The organism is Thauera sp. (assembly GCF_034003485.1).
Lineage (GTDB): Bacteria > Pseudomonadota > Gammaproteobacteria > Burkholderiales > Rhodocyclaceae > Thauera.
On the sequence record NZ_JAVEYL010000011.1, the window covers coordinates 31,784 to 53,460 of the forward strand.

Here is a 21,677-nt window from a genome sequence, read left to right on the forward strand (position 1 = left end):
GGTGTCTCCCCCTTTTCTTGTGGCTACTGAGCGAATTCGGTGTCGCGGAACAGCGAGCGGGCGTGGAACAGCGGCAGCTCGTCCTGTTCGCCGCCAATGAGCGGCTCGTTGTGGTAACGCTCGACGCGCTCGACCTCTTCCTTCGAGCCGAACACGAAGCCGATGCGCTGGTGCAGGCCCTCGGGCTGGACCTCGAGCACCGGGCGCACGCCGGTGCTGGCGCGTCCGCCCGCCTGCTCGATCAGGAAGCCGATCGGGTTGCATTCGTAGAGCAGGCGCAGCCGCCCGGGCTTGGCCGGGTCCTTGCGGTCGCGCGGGTAGAGGAAGACGCCGCCGCGCATCAGGATGCGATGGGTCTCGGCCACCAGCGAGGCGATCCAGCGCATGTTGAAGTCGGCGCCGCGTGGGCCGGTACGCCCCGCCAGGCATTCGTCCACGTAGCGCCGTACCGGCTGTTCCCAGAAGCGCGAGTTGGAGGCGTTGATGGCGAACTCGCGCGTGGTTTCGGGCACGCGGATGTCGGGGTGGGTGAGGTAGAACTCGCCGATGATCGGGTCCAGGGTGAAGCCCGCGACGCCGTTGCCGACCGACAGCATCAGCATCGTCGATGGGCCGTAGATCGCGTAGCCGGCGGCAACCTGCTGGCTGCCGGGCTGCAGGAATTCCTCGGCTGCGGCGTCCTCGCCCGGGCGCGGCGCGCGCAGCACGGAGAAGATGGAGCCGACCGCCACGTTGACGTCGATGTTGCTGGAGCCATCGAGCGGATCGAACGCGAGCAGGTACTTGCCGCGCTGGTCGCTGGCGGGCAGCGGGATCGGGGCCTCGTTCTCTTCCGAGACCATGCCGGCGAGTTCGCCGCCCCAGTGCGTGGCGCGCAGGAAGATCTCGTCGGCGAGCACGTCGAGCTTCTTCTGCTCCTCGCCCTGCACGTTGGTGCTGTCGCGGCTGCCGAGCACGTCGGCGAGGGCGCCGTGGGCCACTGCGCGCGAGATCGCCTTGCAGGCCTGGGCGACCTGCAGGATGAGGGCGTTGAGCTCGCCGGTGGCCTCCGGGTTGCGGCGGCGGTGTTCGATCAGGTATTCGGTGAGCGTGCTGCGGTCGAGGCTGAACATGGTGTGTCTCCTCCGGGTGGTGCCGGACTGGCGCCCGTTGTGGTGCGTTGTCGTTATGGTTGCGGCGCGTCTGTGGCGCTCAGTCGGCTTCGGCCTGCTGGAAGTGGCGGCTGGCGCGCACGTCGGATTCGGTGATGGTGGTCAAGGCCTCGGCATCGACGATCGCGCCGGATTCGAACAGGCGCAGGGCCTGGCGCAGGCGCATGCGGTCGAGCGCATTGCGCACGCTGCGTGCGTTGGCGAAGTGCGACTGGCGCCGGCGCAGCACGACGTATTCGTCGAAGGCGCGGCGCGCGGCCTCGTCGAAGCGGTAGTTCCAGCCGGTGAGCATGCGCTGGGCGATCTCGCCGAGCTCATCGTTGCTGTAGTCGGGGAAGTCGACGTGGTGGGCGACGCGCGACTTCATGCCGGGGTTGGATTCGAAGAAGCGCTCCATGCGGTCGGCGTAGCCGGCGAGGATCACCACCAGGTCGTCGCGCTGGTTCTCCATCACCTGCAGCAGGATCTCGATCGCCTCCTGGCCGTAGTCCTTTTCGTTCTCGGGCCGGTAGAGGTAGTAGGCCTCGTCGATGAAGAGCACGCCGCCCATCGCGCGCTTGAGCACTTCCTTGGTCTTGGGCGCGGTGTGGCCGATGTACTGGCCGACGAGGTCGTCGCGCGTCACCGCCACCACGTGGCCGCGGCGGCAGTAGCCCAGCCGATGCAGGATCTCGGCCATGCGCATCGCCACCGTGGTCTTGCCGGTGCCGGGGTTGCCGGTGAAGCTCATGTGCAGCGAGGGGTGCTCGGTGGCGAGCCCCAGGCGCTGGCGCACGCGGTCGACGAGCAGCAGGGCGGCGATCTCACGCACGCGACGCTTCACCGGGGCGAGGCCGACGAGGTCGCGCTCGAGCGACTCGAGCACCTCGCCGATGCCGGCGTCGCGGAACTCGGCGCCGAGGTCGATGCTGGCGGGAGCCTGCTCGGGGGGCTGCTTGGGGGCCTTCTCGGGGGCGTTCATGGTCTCGTCTCCTGACTGGGTGGGGGCGTGGGAGCGGGTTTCTGGGAGCGGGCAAGCCCGCTCCCACCGACAAGGGCGCCGTCAGGCGCTCAGCTCGCGTAGCGCGCGCCTTCCGGGTTGCGGCCGACGGCGTAGCTCTCCATCGTGTAGCGCAGGTTGCGGCCCTGCGTTTCCTGGCGGATGAGGCGGAAGCCGGGCTCGACGGTGGGGCGCTGGACGATGAATGACATGCGCACCGTCTCCCAGCCCTTGGTCGAGTCGAAGGCGTTGATGCGGATGTAGTTCTCGGGGTTGGCCTCGCGGCAGGCCTTGAGCTCGCCCATCACGCCGGCCGGGTCGCGCAGGTCGAACATCGGCAGGCCCCACATGTTCCAGTAGGTGTTGCGCGGGTGCGGGTCGTCGGTGAACTCGAGGGCGACCGCCCAGTTCTGCTCGAGGCAGTAGTTGATCTGCGCCGCGACCTGGGTGTCGGTGAGGTCGGGCAGGAAGGAAAAGCAGCCTTGGGTGATGCGCATGATGGTGTCTCCTCTGGCGCGATGGCTCAGGCCACGCTGGCGGTCGGCACGAAGTCGGACGTGTCGGTGCTGGTGTAGTTGAAGGTGATGTCGCCCCAGGTATCGAGCGCGGCGCGCAGCGGCTGGCACCACTTGGCGGCGTCGGCGAGGATCTGCGGGCCTTCGTTGAGGATGTCGCGGCCTTCGTTGCGGGCGAGCACCATCGATTCGAGCGCGACGCGGTTGGCGGTGGCGCCGGCCTGGATGCCCATCGGGTGGCCGATGGTGCCGCCGCCGAACTGCAGCACGCATTCGTCGCCGAACAGGTCGAGCAGCTGGTGCATCTGGCCGGCGTGGATGCCGCCCGAGGCCACCGGCATCACGCGCTTGATGCTCGCCCAGTCCTGGTCGAAGAACAGGCCGCGCGGCAGATCCTGTTTGGTGTAGGTGTCGCGGCAGACGTTGTAGAAGCCCTGCACCGTCATCGGGTCGCCTTCGAGCTTGCCCACCGCGGTGCCCGCGTGCAGGTGATCGACGCCGGCCAGGCGCAGCCACTTGGCGATCACGCGGAAGCTCACGCCGTGGTTCTTCTGCCGGGTGTAGGTGCCGTGGCCCGCGCGGTGCATGTGCAGGATCATGTCGTTGTCGCGGCACCAGTTGCTGATCGACTGGATCGCGGTCCAGCCGATGACGAGGTCGATCATGACGATGCACGAACCGAGCTCGCGGGCGAACTCGGCGCGCTTGTACATCTCCTCCATGGTGCCGGCGGTGATGTTGAGGTAGTGGCCCTTGGATTCGCCGGTCTGCGCCGCGGCCTGGTTGACGCCTTCCATGCAGTACAGGAAGCGGTCGCGCCAGTGCATGAAGGGCTGCGAGTTGATGTTCTCGTCATCCTTGGTGAAGTCCAGACCGCCGCGCAGGGCTTCATAGACCACACGGCCGTAGTTCTTGCCCGAGAGTCCCAGCTTGGGTTTCATCGTCGCGCCGAGCAGCGGGCGGCCGTATTTCTCGAGGCGCTCGCGCTCGACGACGATGCCGGTCGGCGGGCCGCGGAAGGTCTTCACGTAGGCCACCGGCAGGCGCATGTCCTCGAGGCGCGCGGCCTTGAGCGGCTTGAAGCTGAAGACGTTGCCGATGATCGACGCGGTGAGGTTGGCGATCGAGCCTTCCTCGAACAGGTCGAGGTCGTAGGCGACCCAGCAGAAGTACTGGCCTTCCTGGCCCGGCACCGGGTCGATGCGGTAGGCCTTGGCGCGGTACTTGTCGCAGGCGGTGAGGCGGTCGGTCCACACCACGGTCCAGGTGGCGGTGGAGGATTCGCCGGCGACCGCGGCGGCGGCCTCGATCGGGTCGACGCCTTCCTGCGGGGTGATGCGGAAGACGGCGAGCACGTCGGTGTCCTTCGGCTCGTAGTCGGCGTCCCAGTAGCCCATCTGCGCGTACTTGAGCACGCCAGCCTGGTAGCGCTTCTTGGGATCGAGGATCTGCTGCGGGGTGTCTGCGGCGCCCATGTCGTGTCTCCTTCCTTTTGTATGCTGCGAGTGGTGTGTCAAGCAGTGGTGACTGGACAATAGTTCGGCGCTTCAATAAGCTCAAATGACGTTTTATGGCCTTTTGAGATAAGGTTTTCTGATGAAGCTCGCGCAACGCCTGACCTTCAAGCAGCTCCGTGCCCTGGTGGCGGTGGCCGACAGCGCCAGCTTCACGCAGGCCGCGCGCCTGCTGCACCTGACCCAGCCCGCGATCTCGATGCAGATCCGCGACGCGGAGGCCATCGTCGGCCAGGTGCTGGTCGATGGCCGGCGCGAGATCCACCTCACGCCGGCGGGCGAAATCCTGGTGCGGGCGGCGCGCCAGGCGCTGCAAAGCCTGGAGATGGCCGAGGTCGAGCTGAAGGCGCGCATGGGCGTGGCGGCGGGCACGCTGGATGTGGTGGCGATCACCACCGCCGAATATTTCGTGCCGCACCTGCTGGCCGAATTCGGCCGCCGTCACCCGGACATCACCTTCCGGCTGACGGTGGAGAACCGCGAGCGCGTGCGCACCCTGCTGCAGGAGCAGCGCTGCGACGTCGCCATCATGGGCCAGCCGCCGCGCGGGCTGGACCTGCGCCGCATCCCCTTCGCGCCGCACCGGCTGTCCTTCGTCGCGCGCCCGGATCACCGCCTGGCGGGGCGCAAGCGCATCCCGCCCGCGGCGCTCACCGACGAGCGCCTGCTGCTGCGCGAGCAGGGCTCGGGCACGCGCGACAACCTCGAGCGCTTCCTGCGCGCGCACGGCGTCAAGCCGCTGGCGGCGGACGAGCTCGGCAGCAACGAGACCTTGAAGCAGGCGGTGATGGCCGGCATGGGCATCGCCTTCCTGTCACACCACACCTTTGCGATGGAGGTGGAAAGCGGGCGCCTGGTGCGCCTGGACGTGGCCGATACGCCGGTGATCCGGGAGTGGAACGTGGTGTCGCGCACCGACCGGCCGATGACGCCGGCGCTCGATGCGCTGCTGGAATTCCTGCAGACCGAAGGGGCGGCGCGGATGCGGGCGATGGAGCGCTGAAGGTCTTGCAGCCGGGCAGCGCCCAAAATGAAAAACGCGCCACGAGGGCGCGTTTTCAGGTGCTTCGGAGGCGGTGAAACTCAGCGCACGATCTGCGTCAGCTCGCCCGCCTTGTAGCGCGCTGCCATCTTCTCGAGCGAGACCGACTTGATCTTCGAGGCCATGCCGGCGCAGCCGAAGGCTTCGAAACGCGCCTTGCACACCAGCTTGGCGGCTTCGCGGGCGGGCTTGTTGAACTCGCGCGGGTCGAACTTGGAGGGGTTCTCGACCAGGAACTTGCGCACCGCGCCGGTCATCGCCAGGCGGATGTCGGTGTCGATGTTGATCTTGCGCACGCCGTACCTGATGCCCTGCACGATCTCCTCGACCGGCACGCCGTAGGTCTCCTTCATGTCGCCGCCGTACTGGCGGATGATCTCGAGCAGCTCCTGCGGCACCGACGACGAGCCGTGCATCACCAGGTGGGTGTTGGGGATGCGGGCGTGGATGGCCTTGATGCGCTCGATGGCGAGGATGTCGCCGGTGGGCTTGCGGCTGAACTTGTAGGCGCCGTGGCTGGTGCCGATGGCGATGGCGAGCGCGTCGCAGTCGGTGTGCTTGACGAAGTCGGCGGCCTGGTCGGGGTCGGTGAGCATCTGGCTGTGGTCGAGCGTACCCTCCGCGCCAACGCCGTCTTCCTCGCCGGCCTGGCCGGTCTCGAGCGAGCCGAGGCAGCCGAGCTCGCCTTCCACGCTGACGCCGATCGCGTGCGAGAACTTCACCACCTCACGGGTGACGGCGACGTTGTATTCGTAGGAGGAGGGTGTCTTGCCGTCTTCCAGCAGCGAACCGTCCATCATCACGCTGGAAAAACCGGAGCGGATCGCGCCCATGCAGATCGCCGGGCTCTGGCCGTGGTCCTGGTGCATGACGATGGGGATGTTCGGGTAGGACTCGACGGCGGCCTCGATGAGGTGGCGCAGGAAGGCCTCGCCCGCGTACTTACGCGCGCCGGCCGAGGCCTGCATGATCACCGGGCTGTCGCATTCGGCAGCCGCTTCCATGATGGCCTGGACCTGCTCGAGGTTGTTCACGTTGAAGGCGGGCAGGCCGTAGCTGTGTTCGGCGGCGTGGTCGAGCAGCTGGCGCATGGAAACGAGGGGCATGGAGTCTCTCCGGAAGAGGGCAGCCCGCGTGGGCGGCGGGCGATCGTAAAATGATATTTTAGCCTGTGTCGCGACGAATGCGGCTTCCGGGCACGGCCGGCGTGTGAGCGACGCGTGCGCGGAGCCTGATCGTGAGCGTCAGACCGGGTCGTCGAGCGTGCCCGGCATGTGGTGCTCGCCGACGCGCACGATCTTGAGCGTGTTGGTACCGCCCGCGGCGCCGATCGGCTCGCCGATGGTGAGCACGATCAGGTCGCCGTAGTCGACCACGCCCTGCTCCAGCAGCACCTGCTCGGCCTCCCACAGCAGCACGTCGCGGTCCTGGTGGGTCTGGCTCATCAGCAGCGGATGGACCTCGCGGTACAGCGTCATCTGGTTGCGCGCCGAGACCTCGGGGGTGAGGGCGTAGATCGGTACCCCGGCATTGAGCCGGCTCATCCAAAGTGCGGTCGAGCCGGTCTGGGTGAGCGAGGCGATCGCCTTCACCTTGAGGTGGTAGGCGGTCCAGATAGCAGCCATCGCGATCGACTGGTCGATGCGCGTGAACACGCGGTTGAGCACCTCGCGGTCGAGGCTCACCTCGGCGGATTTCTCGGCCTCGAGGCAGACGCGGCTCATCGCCTCGATGACCTCCACCGGGAACTGCCCGGAGGCGGTCTCCGCCGACAGCATCACCGCGTCGGTGCCGTCGAGCACCGCGTTGGCCACGTCCGAGACCTCGGCGCGGGTCGGCACCGGGCTGGTGATCATCGACTCCATCATCTGGGTGGCGGTGATGGTGAGCTTGTTGCGGTCGCGCGCGGCGCGGATCATCTTCTTCTGCAGCGCGGGCACCGCAGCGTCGCCGACTTCCACCGCGAGGTCGCCGCGCGCCACCATGATGCCGTCCGAGGCGTCGAGGATCTCGTCGAGGTTGGCGACTGCCTCGGTGCGCTCGATCTTGGCGATCAGCAGCGCCGAACTGCCTGCCGCGCGCAGCAACTGGCGTGCCATGTACATGTCGGCCGCGGTCTTGGGGAAGGACACGGCGACGAAGTCCACGCCGATCTGCGCCGCGGTGCGGATGTCGTCCATGTCCTTGGCGGTGAGCGCCGGCGCGGTCAGGCCGCCGCCCTGGCGGTTGATGCCCTTGTTGTTCGACAGCTCGCCGCCCACCTTCACGACGGTGTGGATCTCGTGGCCGAGCACGCGCTGCACGGTCAGCTTCACGCGGCCGTCGTCGAGCAGCAGCACGTCGCCGACCTTGACGTCTTTCGGCAGGTCCTTGTAGTCGAGGCCGACGCGCTGGATGTTGCCCAGCTCGCAGCGCGCGTCGAGCACGAAGGGCGCATCGCGGGTCAGGGTGATGCGGCCGTTCTCGAACTTGCCGATGCGGATCTTCGGGCCCTGCAGGTCGGCGAGGATGCCGACCGGGCGCCCGGCAAGTGCGGATGCATCGCGGATGGCATTGGCACGCGCAACATGTTCTTCCGCCTTGCCGTGGGAGAAGTTCATGCGTACGACGTCCAGGCCAGCCTGCACCATGCGTTCGAGGGTGTGGAGGTCGGACGAGGCGGGGCCGAGGGTGGCGACGATCTTGGTGTGGCGGGACATGCGGTCTCCGGTTCGATGTTTTGCCTGGCGCGTGGTGCCTGCGGATTCTACCGTGGCCGGGTTTGGCGAAAACCTGAAGATCGTCCGCGCAACGCAGTCATGCTGAGGGCACGCGAATTCGATTGTTGATCGAATCGGTTCTTGATCGCATTGACAGGCCCAAAGGCGTCTGCCACAACACAATCATGGTCCCCGTCCCCTTGCGGGAGGCGCGATGCAGGCAGATGTCTTTCTCAGCTATGCCGAAGAAGATCGCGCACGCGCTGGTGCGGTTTCGAGCGCGCTCGAAGCCTTGGGCTGGACGGTGTGGTGGGATCGCGAGATCGCACCCGGCAGCACTTGGCGCGAGACGATCGAACGCGCGATCGAAGGCACGCGGTGCATGGTCGTGCTGTGGTCGGCAAGCGCGCTCGCGAGCCGCTGGGTGCACGAGGAGGCGGAGGAGGGGTTGGCGCGTGCGCGCCTGGTACCGGTGCTGATCGAGCAGGTCCGGCCGCCGATGGGGTTTCGCAGCGTGCAAGCCTGTGACCTCAGCGACTGGGAGGGGGACCCCGAGGCGGCGGAGTTCGTGGCCCTGACGAGGGCGATTTCCACGCTGGCGGGTCCGCCACCTCAGGGCGGGCCGGTCCAGTCCAGTACGCCATTGCCGCCGGCCGAGCCGCCGCGGCGCGGAGTGCGGCGGTATGCGTGGGGTGTCGCTGCCGTCATGGCTGCGTCAGTGCTGGCGGTGGCGGGCATGTGGCGGTGGGGGAGCCCGGCGCCGACGCCCGATCCGTTGCCGGTCTCGACCGTGGTCGAGTCTGCTCCTCGAAGTGATCCGCTTGTGCCGGGTGGCTCCCCGATTCCGGCGCCGCCCCTTGCGCCGGAAGCAGGCCCTGTGCAGCGTGAGATCGAAGCTCGGGTGATCACCGTCCCTGGCGCGGATTCGCCCGTAGCGCCGAACGTTGATGTACAGCAGGCGACGGTGTCCAAGCCACCGCCGGCACCGCGCATCGCGCCGAAGGCGCAGACGCGATTGAGCAGTTCGACGCTGTCGGCACGCTGTACCGCGGTGCTCGAGCGCATGCAGCTCGGCGAACCCGTATCCGACAGCGAACGCAGGGAGTGCACGCGATGAAGCACAAGGCCATTCAGATCCTCGCCGTGGCGACCATGCTCTTCATCGGCGGCTGCACGCAGATGTCGGCGCTGCTCGACGGATCAGCACCTGCGCCTGCTCCTGCGGCATCGACGCCAGCGCCCGCTGCGGCACCCGCGTCCCCGCCGATCCTGGCATTCGACGAAGCGGTGCTGGCTGCGGCCAACGACGTGTTCACCCGCGCCGCTCTGCCTGCCGGAGCCGATCGCGTTGCCGTGGTCATCGACCCGCTGGTCGACGGCATGGCCGGTGAGCAGACCGTCGCCACGAAGGCGATCGGCGAGCGCATTGCCGAACTGGCGCGCAGCCGTTACCCCCGCTTCGAGATCCTGCCCTTCGATGCCGCCAGCCTGCGCCGTGCGCCCTGGGTGCTGGTCGGCACCTTCACCCCGGTGAGCGCGGCGGGACGCACCGAAGGCAGCCGGGCCGCTTATCGCTTCTGCCTTGCGCTGGCCGACCTGGGGACTGGCAAGATCGTCAGCAAGGGCTTGGCACGTTCGCAGCTCGAAGGCGTGGACAGCACCCCGCTGCCGGCCTTTCGCGACAGTCCCGCCTGGGCGCGCGACCCGCGTGTCGACGGCTACATCCGCACCTGCCAGGGCACCAAGGCGGGCGATCCGATCCAGCCCGCATATCTTGACGGCATCCTCACCGCAAGCCTCATCAGTCAGGCGGTCGACGCCTACAACGCGGGGCGGTACAGGGATGCGCTCGAGCGCTACGAGGCTGCCGAGGAAACGCCGGCGGGCCGACAACTGCGCGTGCTCAACGGGCTCTATCTCACCAACACTCGACTGGGGCACGTGGATGCGGCGAACCGGGCTTTTGGCCGGCTGGTCGATTTCGGGCTCGAGCAGCAGCGCCTGGCGGTGAAGTTCCTGTTCCGCCCGGGCAGCACGGGTTTCGTCCCCGAGCGCAGGCTGTCGGGCGCTTATCCGATGTGGCTCGGCCAGATTGCGCGCAGCGCGGCACAAGGCGAAGCCTGTCTCGAAGTGGCGGGACACGCCAGCCGCACGGGGCCCGAGCCGCTGAACGAGCGGCTGTCGCTGCTGCGTGCCGAAGCCGTGCGCCGGTCGCTGCTTGCGAACGAGGCGAAGCTGGCGACACGCACGATCGCGGTCGGCTATGGCTCGCGCGAGACCATGGTGGGCACCGGGCGCGACGACGCCAGCGATGCGATGGATCGTCGCGTGGAGTTCCGCGTGGTCAACTGCGCCGCCGGTTGAGCTTGGAAATGAAAGCGGCCACCCGAAGGTGGCCGACAGCGGACGTGGGGCCGCGGGTCAGCCCTCGTAGCGCTCTTCCAGCGCCGCGATCGCCGGCAGGGTCTTGCCTTCGAGGAACTCGAGGAAGGCGCCCCCGCCGGTGGAGATGTAGCCGACGTCCTGGGCGATGTCGAACTTTGCGATGGCGGCCAGGGTGTCGCCGCCGCCGGCGATCGAGAAGGCTTCGGAGTGGGCGATGGCCGAGGCCATCATCTTGGTGCCGCCGGCGAACTGCGGGTACTCGAACACGCCGACCGGGCCGTTCCAGACGATGGTCCCGGCGTGGGCGATGATGTCCGCGAGCTTGGCCGAGCTCTTCGGGCCGAAGTCCAGGATGCGGTCGTGCGGGCCGACCTCGTCCACCGAGATGCGGTTGGCACGGGCGAGCGCGGAGACCTCGTCGGCCACCACCACGTCAACCGGGAGCGGCACTTCGGCGCCGCGCGCCTTCATGATGTCCATGACCTGCTGCGCCTCGCGCACCATCTCGGGCTCGGCGAGCGACTCGCCGATGCGCTTGCCAGCAGCGAGCAGGAAGGTGTTGGCGATACCGCCGCCGACGATGAGCTGGTCGACCTTGTTGGCCAGGGTCTTGAGGATGGTGAGCTTGGTCGACACCTTGGCGCCGCCGACGATGGCAACCAGCGGACGCGTCGGGCTCTCGGTGGCCTGGGACAGGGCGTCGATCTCGGCGCCCATCAGCATGCCGGCACAGGCGACCGGGGCGAAGCGGGCGATGCCGTGGGTGGTGGCTTCGGCGCGGTGGGCGGTGCCGAAGGCGTCATTGACGTAGACGTCGCACAGCGCCGCCATCTTTCTCGACAGCTCTTCGTTGTTCTTCTTTTCGCCCTTGTTGCAGCGGCAGTTCTCCAGCAGCACCACTTCTCCGGCCTTCACCTCGAAGCCGCCGTCGACCCAGTCCTGGATCAGGCGCACCGGCTTGTGCAGGAGCTGGCCGAGGCGCACCGCGACCGGCGCCAGGGTGTCGTCGGGGCCGACCGTGCCCTCGGTGGGCCGTCCCAGGTGCGAGGTGATCATGACCGCAGCGCCCTTGTCCAGGCAGTACTGGATCGAGGGGATCGAGGCGCGGATGCGGGTGTCCTCGGTGATGTTACCGGCGTCGTCCTGAGGCACGTTGAGGTCGGCGCGGATGAAGACTTTCTTGCCGCTGACGTCGAGTTCGGCGAGTTTCTTGACTTGCATGGTCTGTTCGGTCTCGTGAAAACGCCCTGCGGGGCAGGGCGTCGTGGGTTCTTGACTGGCGGTCGGCTTGGTCGGCGCTTACTTGGCGTTGCAGAACGCGCGGGCGGCGTCGAGCATGCGGCAGGAGTAGCCCCACTCGTTGTCGTACCACGCCAGCACCTTGACCAGCACCGAGCCGTCCTCGCCCTTGATGACGCGGGTCTGGGTGGCGTCGAAGGTGGAGGACACGGTGGTGTGGTTGAAGTCGGAGGACACCAGCGGCTCGGTGTTGACCGCGAGGATGCCCTTCAACGGGCCCTTGGCCGCGGCGGTCATCAGTTCGTTGATCTCTTCCTTGGTGGTGGCGCGCTCGGCGGTGAAGGTGAGGTCGACCAGCGAGACGTTGATGACAGGCACGCGCAGCGCAAAGCCATCGACCTTGCCCACGAGCTGCGGCAGCACCAGGCCGACGGCCTTGGCGGCGCCGGTCTTGGTCGGGATGATGTTCGCCGCAGCGGCACGGGCGCGGCGCAGGTCCTTGTGGCGCACGTCCACTGTGACCTGGTCGTTGGTGTAGGCGTGGATGGTGGTCATCAGGCCCTGCTTGATGCCGACGCTATCGGCCAGGACCTTGGCGACCGGCGCCAGGCAGTTGGTGGTGCACGAGGCGTTGGAGACGACGGTCATGCCGGCCTTCAGCACGCCTTCGTTGACGCCCATGACGATGGTGGTGTCCACGTCGTCGCCGCCCGGGGCGGAGATCAGTACGCGTTTGGCGCCCTGGTCGAGCAGGACCTGGGCCTTGGCCTTGGTCGTGTAGGCGCCGGTGCATTCGAGCAGCACGTCCACGCCGTGGCTGCCCCAGTCGACGCCCAGTGGGTCCTTGGTGGAGTAGAAGGGGATCTTCTTGCCGTCGATGATGATGACGTTCTCGCCCTCGGTCTCGACCGAGGTGGCGAAGCGGCCGTGGGTGGTGTCGTACCTGAGCAGGTGGGCGTTGGTGGTCAGATCGCCGGAGGCGTTGATGGCGACCACTTCGAACTCATTCTGCAGGCCCTGCTCGTAGATGGCGCGCAGCGTGCAGCGACCGATACGACCGAAACCGTTGATGGCGACCTTGATGCTCATCGATGCTTCTCCTTGGAATAGTGGTGGAAAACCGGGTGCTTGTGTTTGCTGTTGCCCTGCCGGCCCGTGTCGAACCGAGCCCTGATGTACAGCGGGAGCGGTCCGCTTCCGGAGCCGCTCCCGCGCCAGGTCGTGGTCAGAGCACCGACTTCACGGCCTGCACCACCGCATCCGCGGTGATGCCGAAATACTTGAACAGCTCGCCCGCCGGTGCCGACTCGCCGAAGCGGTCGATGCCGATCACGCGGCCTTCCAGCCCGACGTACTTGTACCAGCCGTCGGTCGTGCCGGCCTCGACCGCGACGCGCGGCAGGCCCGCGGGCAGCACGCTCGCCTTGTACGCGGCGTCCTGGCGGTCGAAGACGTTGGTCGAGGGCATGGACACCACGCGCACGGCCACGCCTTGTTCGGCCAGGGTCTGCTGCGCGGCCATGGCGAGCGCGACCTCGGAGCCGGTGGCGAGGATGACCGCCTGCGGCTTGCCTCCATTCACCTTGGATGGGGCTTCCGACAGCACGTAGCCGCCCCTGCGGATCGCGGCGACCTGTTCTGCCGTCCGCGCCTGGAAGGGCAGGTTCTGGCGCGAGAAGCACATGCTGGTCGGACCATCCTTACGCTCGATCGCATTCGCCCACGCCACGGCCGATTCGGTGGTGTCGCAGGGGCGCCACACGTCCATGTTGGGGATCAGGCGCAGGGTCGCGGTCTGTTCCACCGGCTGGTGGGTGGGGCCGTCTTCGCCGAGGCCGATCGAGTCGTGCGTGAACACGAAGATCTGGCGGATCTTCATCAGCGCGGCCATGCGCAGGGCGTTGCGCGCGTACTCGCTGAACATCAGGAAGGTGGCGGTGTAGGGGATGAGGCCGCCGTGCAGCGCGACACCGTTGGCGATGGCCGCCATGCCGAATTCGCGCACGCCGTAATACACGTAGTTGCCGCCGCTGGTCTTGCTGACGCCCTTGGCGCCCGACCACAGCGTGAGGTTGGAGCCGGCGAGGTCGGCCGAGCCGCCGAGGAGTTCGGGCAGCTTGGGCGCGTAGGCTTCGATGCTGTTCTGGCTGGCCTTGCGGGTGGCGATGGTCTCGGCCTTATCGACGACCTTGGCGAGCACCGCGGCGGCGTGGGCGTCCCAGTCGGCGGGCAGGTCGCCGGCCATGCGACGCTCGAACTCGGCGGCGAGCTCGGGGTGGGTCGTGCGGTAGGCAGCGAAGCCGGCGTTCCACTGCGCCTCGAGCGAGGCGCCCCTGGTGCGCGCATCCCAGGCGGCATAGACGTCGGCCGGGACGTGGAAGGGCGGGTGGCTCCAGCCGATGAAGGCGCGCGCGGCCTCGATCTCGGCAGTGCCGAGCGGGGCGCCGTGCACGTCGTGGCTGTCCTGCTTGTTGGGCGCGCCGGCGCCGATGATGGTCTTGCAGCAGATCAGCGTGGGCTGGGCGGTGTTGGCCTTGGCCTGCTGGATGGCGGTCTCGATCTCGACCGGGTCGTGGCCCTGCACGTCGCGGATCACCTGCCAGCCATAGGCTTCGAAACGCTTGGGGGTGTCGTCGGTGAACCAGCCGTCGACGTGGCCGTCGATCGAGATGTTGTTGTCGTCGTAGAAGGCGATCAGTTTGCCCAGCCCCCAGGTGCCGGCGAGCGAGCAGGATTCGTGCGAGATGCCTTCCATCAGGCAGCCGTCACCGAGGAACACATAGGTGTTGTGATCGACGACTTCATGGCCTGGGCGGTTGAACTCGGCGGCAAGGATCTTCTCGGCCAGCGCCATGCCCACGGCGTTGGTGATGCCCTGGCCGAGCGGGCCGGTGGTGGTCTCGATGCCGGGGGCGTAGCCGTACTCGGGGTGCCCGGGGGTCTTGCTGTGCAGCTGGCGGAAGCGCTTGAGCTCCTCGATCGGCAGATCGTAGCCGGTCAGGTGCAGCAGCGCGTAGATCAGCATCGAGCCGTGGCCGTTGGAAAGCACGAAGCGGTCGCGGTTGGCCCACTTCGGGTTGGCAGGGTTGTGGCGCAGGTGGTGACGCCACAGCACCTCGGCGATCTCGGCCATGCCCATCGGCGCGCCCGGGTGGCCGGAGTTGGCCTGCTGCACGGCGTCCATCGCAAGGGCGCGGATTGCGCCGGTGATGGGGTTGAAGACCGGGGGCTTGACGTTGCGGGTCGACTGCATGCTGTTCTCGGGCCGGAGGCCAACATTAGAAAGGCCGCAATTATCCCTTAAAAGGCAGGGTGATTGGCAATGTTGCGGTGCACTTACGTCGTGCGCTGGCCACTGCGAGCGTGCGGCGTGCGCGCTCCTACACCCACTGTCGCCTGCGTTCCATCAGCTTCCAGATCAGCGGCGTGAGGATCAACTGCATTGCCAGATCGAGCTTGCCGCCAGGGATCACGATGGTGTTCGCGCGGCTCATGAAGGCGTCGTGGATCATGCGCAGCAGGTAGGGGAAGTCGACGCCGCGCGGGTCCTTGAAGCGGATCACCACCATGGATTCGTCCTGCGTCGGCACGTCGCGTGCGATGAATGGGTTGGAGGTGTCGACCACCGGCACGCGCTGGAAGTTGATGTGGGTGCCCGCGAACTGCGGGACGATGTAATGCACGTAGTCGTGCATGCGACGCAGGATGGTGTCCTGCACCGCCTCGGCGGTGTAGCCGCGCAGCTTGGTGTCGCGATGCAGCTTCTGGATCCATTCGAGGTTGATTGTCGGCACCACGCCGATCAGCAAATTTACGTGGCGGGCCACGTCGACGTCCTCGGTCACGAGTGCGCCATGCAGGCCTTCGTAGAACAGGCAGTCGGTACCCACCGGCAGGTCTTCCCACTCGGTGAAGGTGCCCATCGGCAGGTTCCAGCGCATCGCCTCGGCTTCGTTGTGGATGTAGAAACGGCGGCGCCCGGTCGCGGCTTCGCCGTAGGCGCGGAACAGGCTCTCGAGCTCGGGCAGCAGGTTGGCCTCGGGGCCGAAGTGGCTGATGCCGCGCTTGCCTTCGCGCTCCGCGTCCTCGATCAGGACCTTCATCTCGGCGCGGGTGAAACGGTGAAAGCTGTCGCCCTCGACGATGGCGGCGTTGACGTTCTCGCGGTGGAAGATCGCTTCGAAGGTGTGCTTGACCGTCGTCGTGCCCGCGCCGGACGAGCCGGTGACTGCGATGATCGGGTGCTTCATGGACATGGTGTGCTCCGCCGCTTGCCTATATGAGATCTCGCTTATTGTGCGCCGCCGCATCGCATCAGGAAAGAGGAGCGCAGTCCAAGCTCAGCACCCGTCGCCTGATCAGGAGTGCCCCTTGATCCAGGCCGACCATTCGGCAAACAGCGTCGGGCTGGCGGCCGCGATCACGCCGCGCTTGATCGCAGGGCCCGACATCAGATGGCCACCGTCGAGCGCTTCGGCCTGGCCGCCGGCTTCGGCGAGGATGAGCCGCCCGGCGGCGTAGTCCCACAGCATCTGGCCGCCGTGCACATAGACATCGAGCCGGCCGGCGGCGACGAAGCACCATTCGAGCGCACTGGAGCCGAAGTTGCGCTGCGAGTAGTAGGGCGGGCGCACCGCGAGTTCGTCGCCGAGGTGGTGGCTGATGCGCTTGAAGTCGACGCCGGCGACGGCGTCGCGCAAGCTGGTCGCGCCTGCACGCAGCGGCAGTTCGGTGCCGTTCAGGAAGGCGCCCGCGCCCCGTGCGGCGTAGAAGGATTCGTCGGTGATCGGGTTATAGACCACGCCGAGCACCGGTTCGTGATCGATCAGGTAGGCAATCGACACCGCAAACAGGGGAATGCCGTTGGCGAAGTTGGTGGTGCCGTCGATCGGGTCGATGCACCACAGGCCGCGCGCACCTTCGTTCCACAGCTCGCCCTGTTCGGCGGCGGTCATCTCCTCGCCGAGGACGTTACCGGGCAGGAACTGCGGCAGCGCTTCGCTGAAGCGGCGCTGGGATTCGATGTCGGCCTCGGTGAACAGCGAGCCGTCGGCCTTGCGGTTGCGCGCGGACTTGAGGTAGCGCGGCAGGATCTCGTCACGGGCGATGTCGCGAACCACGGATTCGAGTGCGCGGGCGCGGGCGAGACGTTGCGAGGCGGTGGGCATGGCGGGCTCCTTGCCGGTCGGATGGGGGGGCGCAGGCCTATAATCTTACGATGATTTCACGCTTTCACTTTCCCGGCCGCCTGCCCGCTGCGGGCGAACTCGAATTGCCCGACGCGCTCGCCCACCACGCCGTGCGTGTGCTGCGCCTGCGCGAGGGCGAGCGCATCGTGCTCTTCGACGGCGAGGGCGGCGAGGCCGAGGCCACGCTGCAGGTGCGCGGCAAGGCCGCCTGGGCCCAGGTCGAACCCCGGCGCGAGGTGGATCGCGAATCGCCCGTGCACATCGTGCTCGTGCAGGCGCTGGCCTCCGGCGACAAGATGGACTGGGTGGTGCAGAAGGCGGTCGAGCTCGGGGCGAGCGCGATCCAGCCGGTGCAGGCCGAGCGCTCGGTGCTGCGCCTGGTGGGTGAGCGCGCCGACAAGCGCCAGGCGCACTGGCAGCAGGTGGCGGTGGCGGCCTGCGAGCAGTGCGGACGCAATCGGATCCCGGAGGTCCGGCCGCTGCAGCCGCTGGCGCACTGGCTCGCAGCCCATCGCGATGCGCTCAGCTACGTGCTGGCCCCCGGCGGCGCAGCCAGCTTCGGGGAGGAGTCCGCACCACAGGGCGCGGTGCACGTGCTGGTCGGCCCCGAGGGCGGCTGGAGCGACGCCGAGATGGCCGCCTTCGACGCCGCCGGCTGCCGCCGAGTGCGCCTCGGGCCGCGCGTGCTGCGCACCGAGACCGCGGGCCTCGCGGCGATCGCGGCCCTGCAGGCGCGCTGGGGCGATTTCTAGGCCACCAGGCGGCCCTCACGCCTCACCCGGAGAACCCCATGTTCGAATCCGCTGAACTCGGCCACCGTACCGACGACGAAAGCTTCCGCGCCGCGGTGCCCGGCCTGCGCGCCGAGCTGCTCGATGCCCAGTTCGATCTGCTCGAGCTCAAGCAGTTTGCCGTCGTGGTCCTGATCAACGGCGTGGACAAGGCGGGCAAGGGCGAGACCATCAACCTGCTCAACGAATGGATGGATCCGCGCCACATCGAGACCTGGGCCTTCGACACGCCCACCGCCGAGGAGTCCGAGCGCCCGTTCATGTGGCGGTTCTGGCGGGCGCTGCCGCCGCGCGGCAAGATCGGTGTGATGTTCAACAACTGGTACACCCAGCCAATCCGCGAGCGGGTGGGCAGGGACAGCAAGCGGTCCGAACTCGACCAGCGCCTGGACGAGATCCGCCGCTTCGAGGCGATGCTCACGCGCGAAGGCGTGCTGCTGGTGAAGTTCTGGTTCCATCTCTCCAAGGACGGGCAGAAGACGCGGCTGAAGGTGCTCGAGAAGGACCCGCGCACGCGCTGGCGCGTCACCGAACGCGACTGGTATTACTACGACCAGTACGACCGCTATCGCGAGGTCGCCGGGCACGTGCTGCGCACCACCAGCACCGGCGAAGCGCCGTGGCTGATCGTCGATGGCTCGGACGCCAACTATCGGGCGCTCTTCGTCGGCCGCACCCTGCTCGCAGCGCTGCGCCGGCGTCTGGACGCCGCCTCCCAGCATTGGGCGCCGCGTCTCTCGGCCGCGCCGCTGCCGCCCTGCATCGACCGCCTCAACATCCTCGACAGCCTCGTGCGCCAGGACATGAAGCGCAAGGAATACGAGGCCTTGCTCGAGCCGCTGCAGGGTCGGCTGGCGCTGCTGTCGCGCACCGCCGAGTTTGGCCGCCGCAACCTCGTGCTGGTGTTCGAGGGCGTGGACGCCGCGGGCAAGGGCGGCGCGATCCGGCGCATCGTGGGCGCGCTCGACGCGCGCCAGTACCGCATCGTGCCGATCGCCGCGCCCACCGAGGAGGAGCGCGCGCAGCCCTACATGTGGCGCTTCTGGCGCCACCTGCCGGCGCGCGGCAAGGCGGTGATCTTCGACCGCTCGTGGTACGGCCGCGTGCTGGTCGAGCGCGTGGAGGGCTTCTGCTCCGAGGCCGACTGGATGCGCGCCTACGCCGAGATCAACGACTTCGAGGACCAGTTGATCGCAGCGGGCGCGATCGTGGTCAAGTTCTGGCTGGCGATCACCAAGGAAGAGCAGATGGCGCGCTTCCAGGCGCGCGAGGCCGAGCCGCACAAGCGCTTCAAGATCAGCGCGGAAGACTGGCGCAATCGCGACAAGTGGGACGACTACCGGCGCGCGGTGTGCGACATGGTCGATCGCACCAGCACCGAGCGCGCGCCGTGGACGCTGGTCGAGGCCGACGACAAGCACTTTGCGCGCATCAAGATCCTGCGCACGGTGTGCGAGCGGGTCGAGGCGGCGCTGGGCTGAGCGCCCTGGCGGGCGCGCCTCACTTGCCGTGCAGCGCCTTCACCACCCGGCGCAGCGCGTTCTCCTCCGGGTGCGGCTGCACCAGGAAGCCCAGGCTGTGCATCAGGCGCAGCATCTTCGGGTTCTTGCCGAGCACGTCACCAAAGATGCTGCGATAACCGTTGCTGCGTGCGACCTCGATGAGGGCGCCCATGAGGCGACGGCCGAGGCCGTGGCGTTGCCAGTCATCCGAGACGACGAGGGCGAACTCGACCGATTCGCCATCGGCGGCGAGCGAGTAACGCGCGCTGCCGATCATCTGTTCGGTGCCCTTGTCGTCGGCCGTGGTGGCGATCAATGCCATCTCGCGGTCGTAGTCGATCTGGGTGAAGCGCGCCACCATCGCCGGGCTGAGCTCCTGCAGCTCTTCCATGAACCGCATGTAACGCGTTTCGGCGCTCAGCCCGTCGAAGAAGGCGAGCACCAGATTGGCGTCCTCGGGGCGCACCGGCCGGGTGCGCACGGAACGGCCGTCGCCCACCTTCCAGTCCTGCATCAGGTGCAGCGGATAGGGGTGGATCGCCATGTGCGCGTAGCGATCGCTGCCGGCAGGCATGCCCTGGTCGATGACGACGCGAGCGTCGGCCGCGATCGCGCCGTCGGCGTCGATGATCAAGGGGTCGATCTCCAGCTCGCGTACCCAGGGCAGCTCGCAGACGAGGTCGGACACCGACACCAGCACCTGCTCGACCGCCGCGCGGTTGAGCAGGCCCGCCTGGCTGCGCGGGCCTTGCGCTGCGGCCGGCATGGCCGAGTCGATGAGGTCGCGGGCCAGCACCGGGTTCAGCGGCGGCAGCGCGAAGGTGCGCGGGGCCGAGGCGTCCTGTGCGCCGAGGCTGATGACCGGCCCGAAGGTTGCGTCGCGATGCACCCGGACGCTGAACTCGCGCGCCTGCGGGCGGTACAGGTAGGGCTCGATCGACACGCCGTTGATCTGGGCCTCAGGGTGGCGCAGGCGCACCGCGTCGAGGATGTCGTGGTAGGCGCTCCACACCGATTCGGTGGTGTTGAGGTTGAGCCGCACGCCGCCCGACTCCGACTTGCTGGCGAGCTCGGGCGCGTCCACCTTCATCGCCACCGGAAAGCCCGCCTGCTCGGCGACGAACAAGGCCTCGGTGGCATCGCGGGCGACGGTGGTGTGCGTGACCGGGATGCCGAAGCTGCGCAGCAGCGCCTTCGATTCCATCGCCGACAGGATGTGGCGGCGCTGGTTGAGCAGGGTCTCGATCAGCACGCGCGCGCCGCCGGTGCGGCGATAGGCGGTGGCGCTGCCGCCGCCGGCGGTCTGCAGCAGCAGGGTCTGGCTGTGGTGGAAGCGCGAGATGTTGTGGAACAGCTCGATCGCCGCCTCGGGTGAGTTGAACACCGGCAGGCCAGCCTGTTCGAGCAGCGCGCGCGCCTCGGCGACCTGGCCGCCGCCCATCCAGCAACAGCACAGCTTGAGTCGCACCTGGGCGGCGAGGTCGATGATCTCCTGCGCCACCTCCACCGGATCGACGAGCGCGTGCGGCGACAGGATGACCAGCAGGTTGGACACCGCGGCGTCCTCGGCGAGGGCGAGGATGGCGTCGCGGTAGAGCTGCGGGCTGGCGTCGCCGCCGAGGTCGAGCGGGTTGTGCGAGCGGCGCTCGCGACCGCCGAGGCGCTCGAGCGTGGCGACGGTGGGCGAGCCCAGGCTGACCAGTCCGGTGCCCAGGTCCTTGGCGCGGTCGGCGGCGAGGTCGGCCGGACCGCTGCCGTTGGAGACGATGGCCAGGCTGTCTTCACGCGGTCGAAAGCCACAGGACAAGGCTTTGGTGGCGAAGAAGAGCTGGTCGATGTTCTGCACGCGCACCACACCGGCGCGGCGCATGGCGGCATCGAACACCACGTCGGCGAGTCCGGCGTTGTCTGCGTCCGGGGCGTTGTTATCGTCGCGGCCATGGCGGCCGGCCTTGAGCAGGATGATCGGCTTGACGCGCGCGGCCGAGCGCAGCGCGCTCATGAAGTGGCGGGCGTTACGCACATGATCGACGTAGAGCAGGATGTAGCGCGTCTGCACGTCGTGGATCAGGTATTCCAGGGTTTCGCCGAAGTCGATGTCCACCGTGCCGCCGAGCGAGATCACCGACGAGAAGCCGACGTCGTTGGTGAGCGCCCAGTCGAGCACCACCGAGCACATCGCGCCCGACTGCGAAACCAGCGCGATCTCGCCGGGCTTGACCGCGATGCGGGTGAGCGCGGCATTGAGCCCGCTGCCCGGGCGGGCAATGCCGAGGCTGCCGGGGCCGATGAGGCGCAGGCGGGTTTCACGTGCGGTCTCGATGATGCGGCGCTCGAGCGTGTGCCCGGTGTTGCTGACGATGACCGCGTTGCGCACGCCGGCGCGTCCGCACTGCGCGGTGACGCTGTGCAGCATGCGCGCGGGGGTGGCGATGATGGCGAGATCGACCGGGCGCCCGATGTCCTCGACCGAGCGGTGGCAGGGGTGGTCCTGAACGCTCGGGTACTTCGGATTGACCGCGTAGAGCGTGCCGCGATAGCCGCCCTCGAGCAGGTTGCGGAAGATGATCCGACCGACTGAGCCGGGCGCGTCGGAGGCGCCGATGACGGCGATCGAGGACGGTTCGAAGGCGGTGCTGAGAGCGTGGGGGCCGGCCATGGCGTTCGCAGT

17 protein-coding genes are annotated in these 21,677 nt (G+C 68.1%); 5 read left to right on the top strand and 12 right to left on the bottom strand.

The annotated features are described in order from the left end of the window. Positions 1-23 precede the first annotated feature (23 nt). The 4 genes from RBT54_RS07945 to RBT54_RS07960 all read right to left on the bottom strand — a co-directional run bounded on the left by RBT54_RS07945 (position 24) and on the right by RBT54_RS07960 (position 4,120). Positions 24-1,112 carry a class 1 fructose-bisphosphatase gene (locus RBT54_RS07945; RefSeq protein WP_320365900.1) on the bottom strand — a complete coding sequence of 363 codons (1,089 nt, stop codon included), beginning with the start codon at positions 1,110-1,112 and terminating at the stop codon, positions 24-26. A 79-nt stretch (positions 1,113-1,191) separates the two neighbouring features. After that, on the bottom strand, positions 1,192-2,112 hold the full coding sequence (gene cbbX / locus RBT54_RS07950) for a CbbX protein (protein WP_320365901.1): 921 nt from the start codon (positions 2,110-2,112) through the stop codon (positions 1,192-1,194). Between the two features lie 89 nt (positions 2,113-2,201). After that, on the bottom strand, positions 2,202-2,627 hold the full coding sequence (locus tag RBT54_RS07955; protein WP_320365902.1) for a ribulose bisphosphate carboxylase small subunit: 426 nt from the start codon (positions 2,625-2,627) through the stop codon (positions 2,202-2,204). Between the two features lie 26 nt (positions 2,628-2,653). Then, positions 2,654-4,120 (bottom strand): form I ribulose bisphosphate carboxylase large subunit, encoded by a 1,467-nt coding sequence (locus tag RBT54_RS07960; RefSeq protein ID WP_320365904.1) that lies wholly within the window; start codon positions 4,118-4,120, stop codon positions 2,654-2,656. A gap of 121 nt (positions 4,121-4,241) precedes the next feature. Between RBT54_RS07960 and RBT54_RS07965 the strand changes: the two genes are divergently transcribed. Then, on the top strand, positions 4,242-5,162 hold the full coding sequence (locus RBT54_RS07965; protein ID WP_320365906.1) for a LysR substrate-binding domain-containing protein: 921 nt from the start codon (positions 4,242-4,244) through the stop codon (positions 5,160-5,162). Between the two features lie 80 nt (positions 5,163-5,242). On the opposite strand, the gene fba is transcribed toward RBT54_RS07965, so the two are convergent. Together fba and pyk are read right to left on the bottom strand one after the other, a co-directional pair. Continuing rightward, a complete protein-coding gene (gene fba, locus RBT54_RS07970; protein WP_320365908.1) occupies positions 5,243-6,307 on the bottom strand; it encodes a class II fructose-bisphosphate aldolase in 1,065 nt (354 codons plus the stop codon). A gap of 138 nt (positions 6,308-6,445) precedes the next feature. Beyond that, positions 6,446-7,900, bottom strand: a complete 1,455-nt coding sequence (gene pyk, locus RBT54_RS07975; protein WP_320365911.1) for a pyruvate kinase — start codon at positions 7,898-7,900, stop codon at positions 6,446-6,448. 214 nt (positions 7,901-8,114) lie between these two features. Here pyk and RBT54_RS07980 point away from each other — a divergent pair, with 214 nt between their 5' ends. Together RBT54_RS07980 and RBT54_RS07985 are read left to right on the top strand one after the other, a co-directional pair. After that, on the top strand, positions 8,115-9,017 hold the full coding sequence (locus RBT54_RS07980; RefSeq protein ID WP_320365913.1) for a toll/interleukin-1 receptor domain-containing protein: 903 nt from the start codon (positions 8,115-8,117) through the stop codon (positions 9,015-9,017). Continuing rightward, on the top strand, positions 9,014-10,264 hold the full coding sequence (locus tag RBT54_RS07985) for an OmpA family protein (protein ID WP_320365915.1): 1,251 nt from the start codon (positions 9,014-9,016) through the stop codon (positions 10,262-10,264). Before RBT54_RS07980 ends, RBT54_RS07985 begins: the two co-directional genes overlap by 4 nt. Positions 10,265-10,321: 57 nt before the next feature. On the opposite strand, the gene RBT54_RS07990 is transcribed toward RBT54_RS07985, so the two are convergent. The 5 genes from RBT54_RS07990 to RBT54_RS08010 form a co-directional block, all read right to left on the bottom strand. Then, the gene (locus RBT54_RS07990) at positions 10,322-11,506 is read right to left on the bottom strand and encodes a phosphoglycerate kinase (protein WP_320365917.1); all 1,185 of its coding nucleotides are present in this window, start codon (positions 11,504-11,506) and stop codon (positions 10,322-10,324) included. Positions 11,507-11,584: 78 nt separating this feature from the next. After that, entirely contained in the window at positions 11,585-12,613 is a 1,029-nt protein-coding gene (gene gap / locus RBT54_RS07995; protein ID WP_320365920.1) for a type I glyceraldehyde-3-phosphate dehydrogenase, read from the bottom strand. A 136-nt stretch (positions 12,614-12,749) separates the two neighbouring features. Next, complete coding sequence (tkt, locus tag RBT54_RS08000; protein ID WP_320365922.1) at positions 12,750-14,777, bottom strand: transketolase; 2,028 nt, start codon at positions 14,775-14,777, stop codon at positions 12,750-12,752. Between the two features lie 127 nt (positions 14,778-14,904). Beyond that, complete coding sequence (locus RBT54_RS08005) at positions 14,905-15,780, bottom strand: phosphoribulokinase (RefSeq protein ID WP_320365924.1); 876 nt, start codon at positions 15,778-15,780, stop codon at positions 14,905-14,907. A gap of 102 nt (positions 15,781-15,882) precedes the next feature. Beyond that, positions 15,883-16,692, bottom strand: coding sequence for an inositol monophosphatase (locus tag RBT54_RS08010; RefSeq protein WP_320365926.1), 810 nt, complete (start codon positions 16,690-16,692; stop codon positions 15,883-15,885). A gap of 50 nt (positions 16,693-16,742) precedes the next feature. Between RBT54_RS08010 and RBT54_RS08015 the strand changes: the two genes are divergently transcribed. Next, positions 16,743-17,465, top strand: coding sequence for a 16S rRNA (uracil(1498)-N(3))-methyltransferase (locus RBT54_RS08015; protein WP_320365928.1), 723 nt, complete (start codon positions 16,743-16,745; stop codon positions 17,463-17,465). A gap of 38 nt (positions 17,466-17,503) precedes the next feature. Then, the gene (pap, locus tag RBT54_RS08020; RefSeq protein ID WP_320365931.1) at positions 17,504-18,985 is read left to right on the top strand and encodes a polyphosphate:AMP phosphotransferase; all 1,482 of its coding nucleotides are present in this window, start codon (positions 17,504-17,506) and stop codon (positions 18,983-18,985) included. A gap of 19 nt (positions 18,986-19,004) precedes the next feature. Here pap and RBT54_RS08025 read toward each other — a convergent pair whose 3' ends face one another. Next, positions 19,005-21,665: a GNAT family N-acetyltransferase gene (locus RBT54_RS08025; protein WP_320365933.1), complete on the bottom strand. Its 2,661-nt coding sequence runs from the start codon at positions 21,663-21,665 to the stop codon at positions 19,005-19,007. Positions 21,666-21,677: the final 12 nt, after the last annotated feature.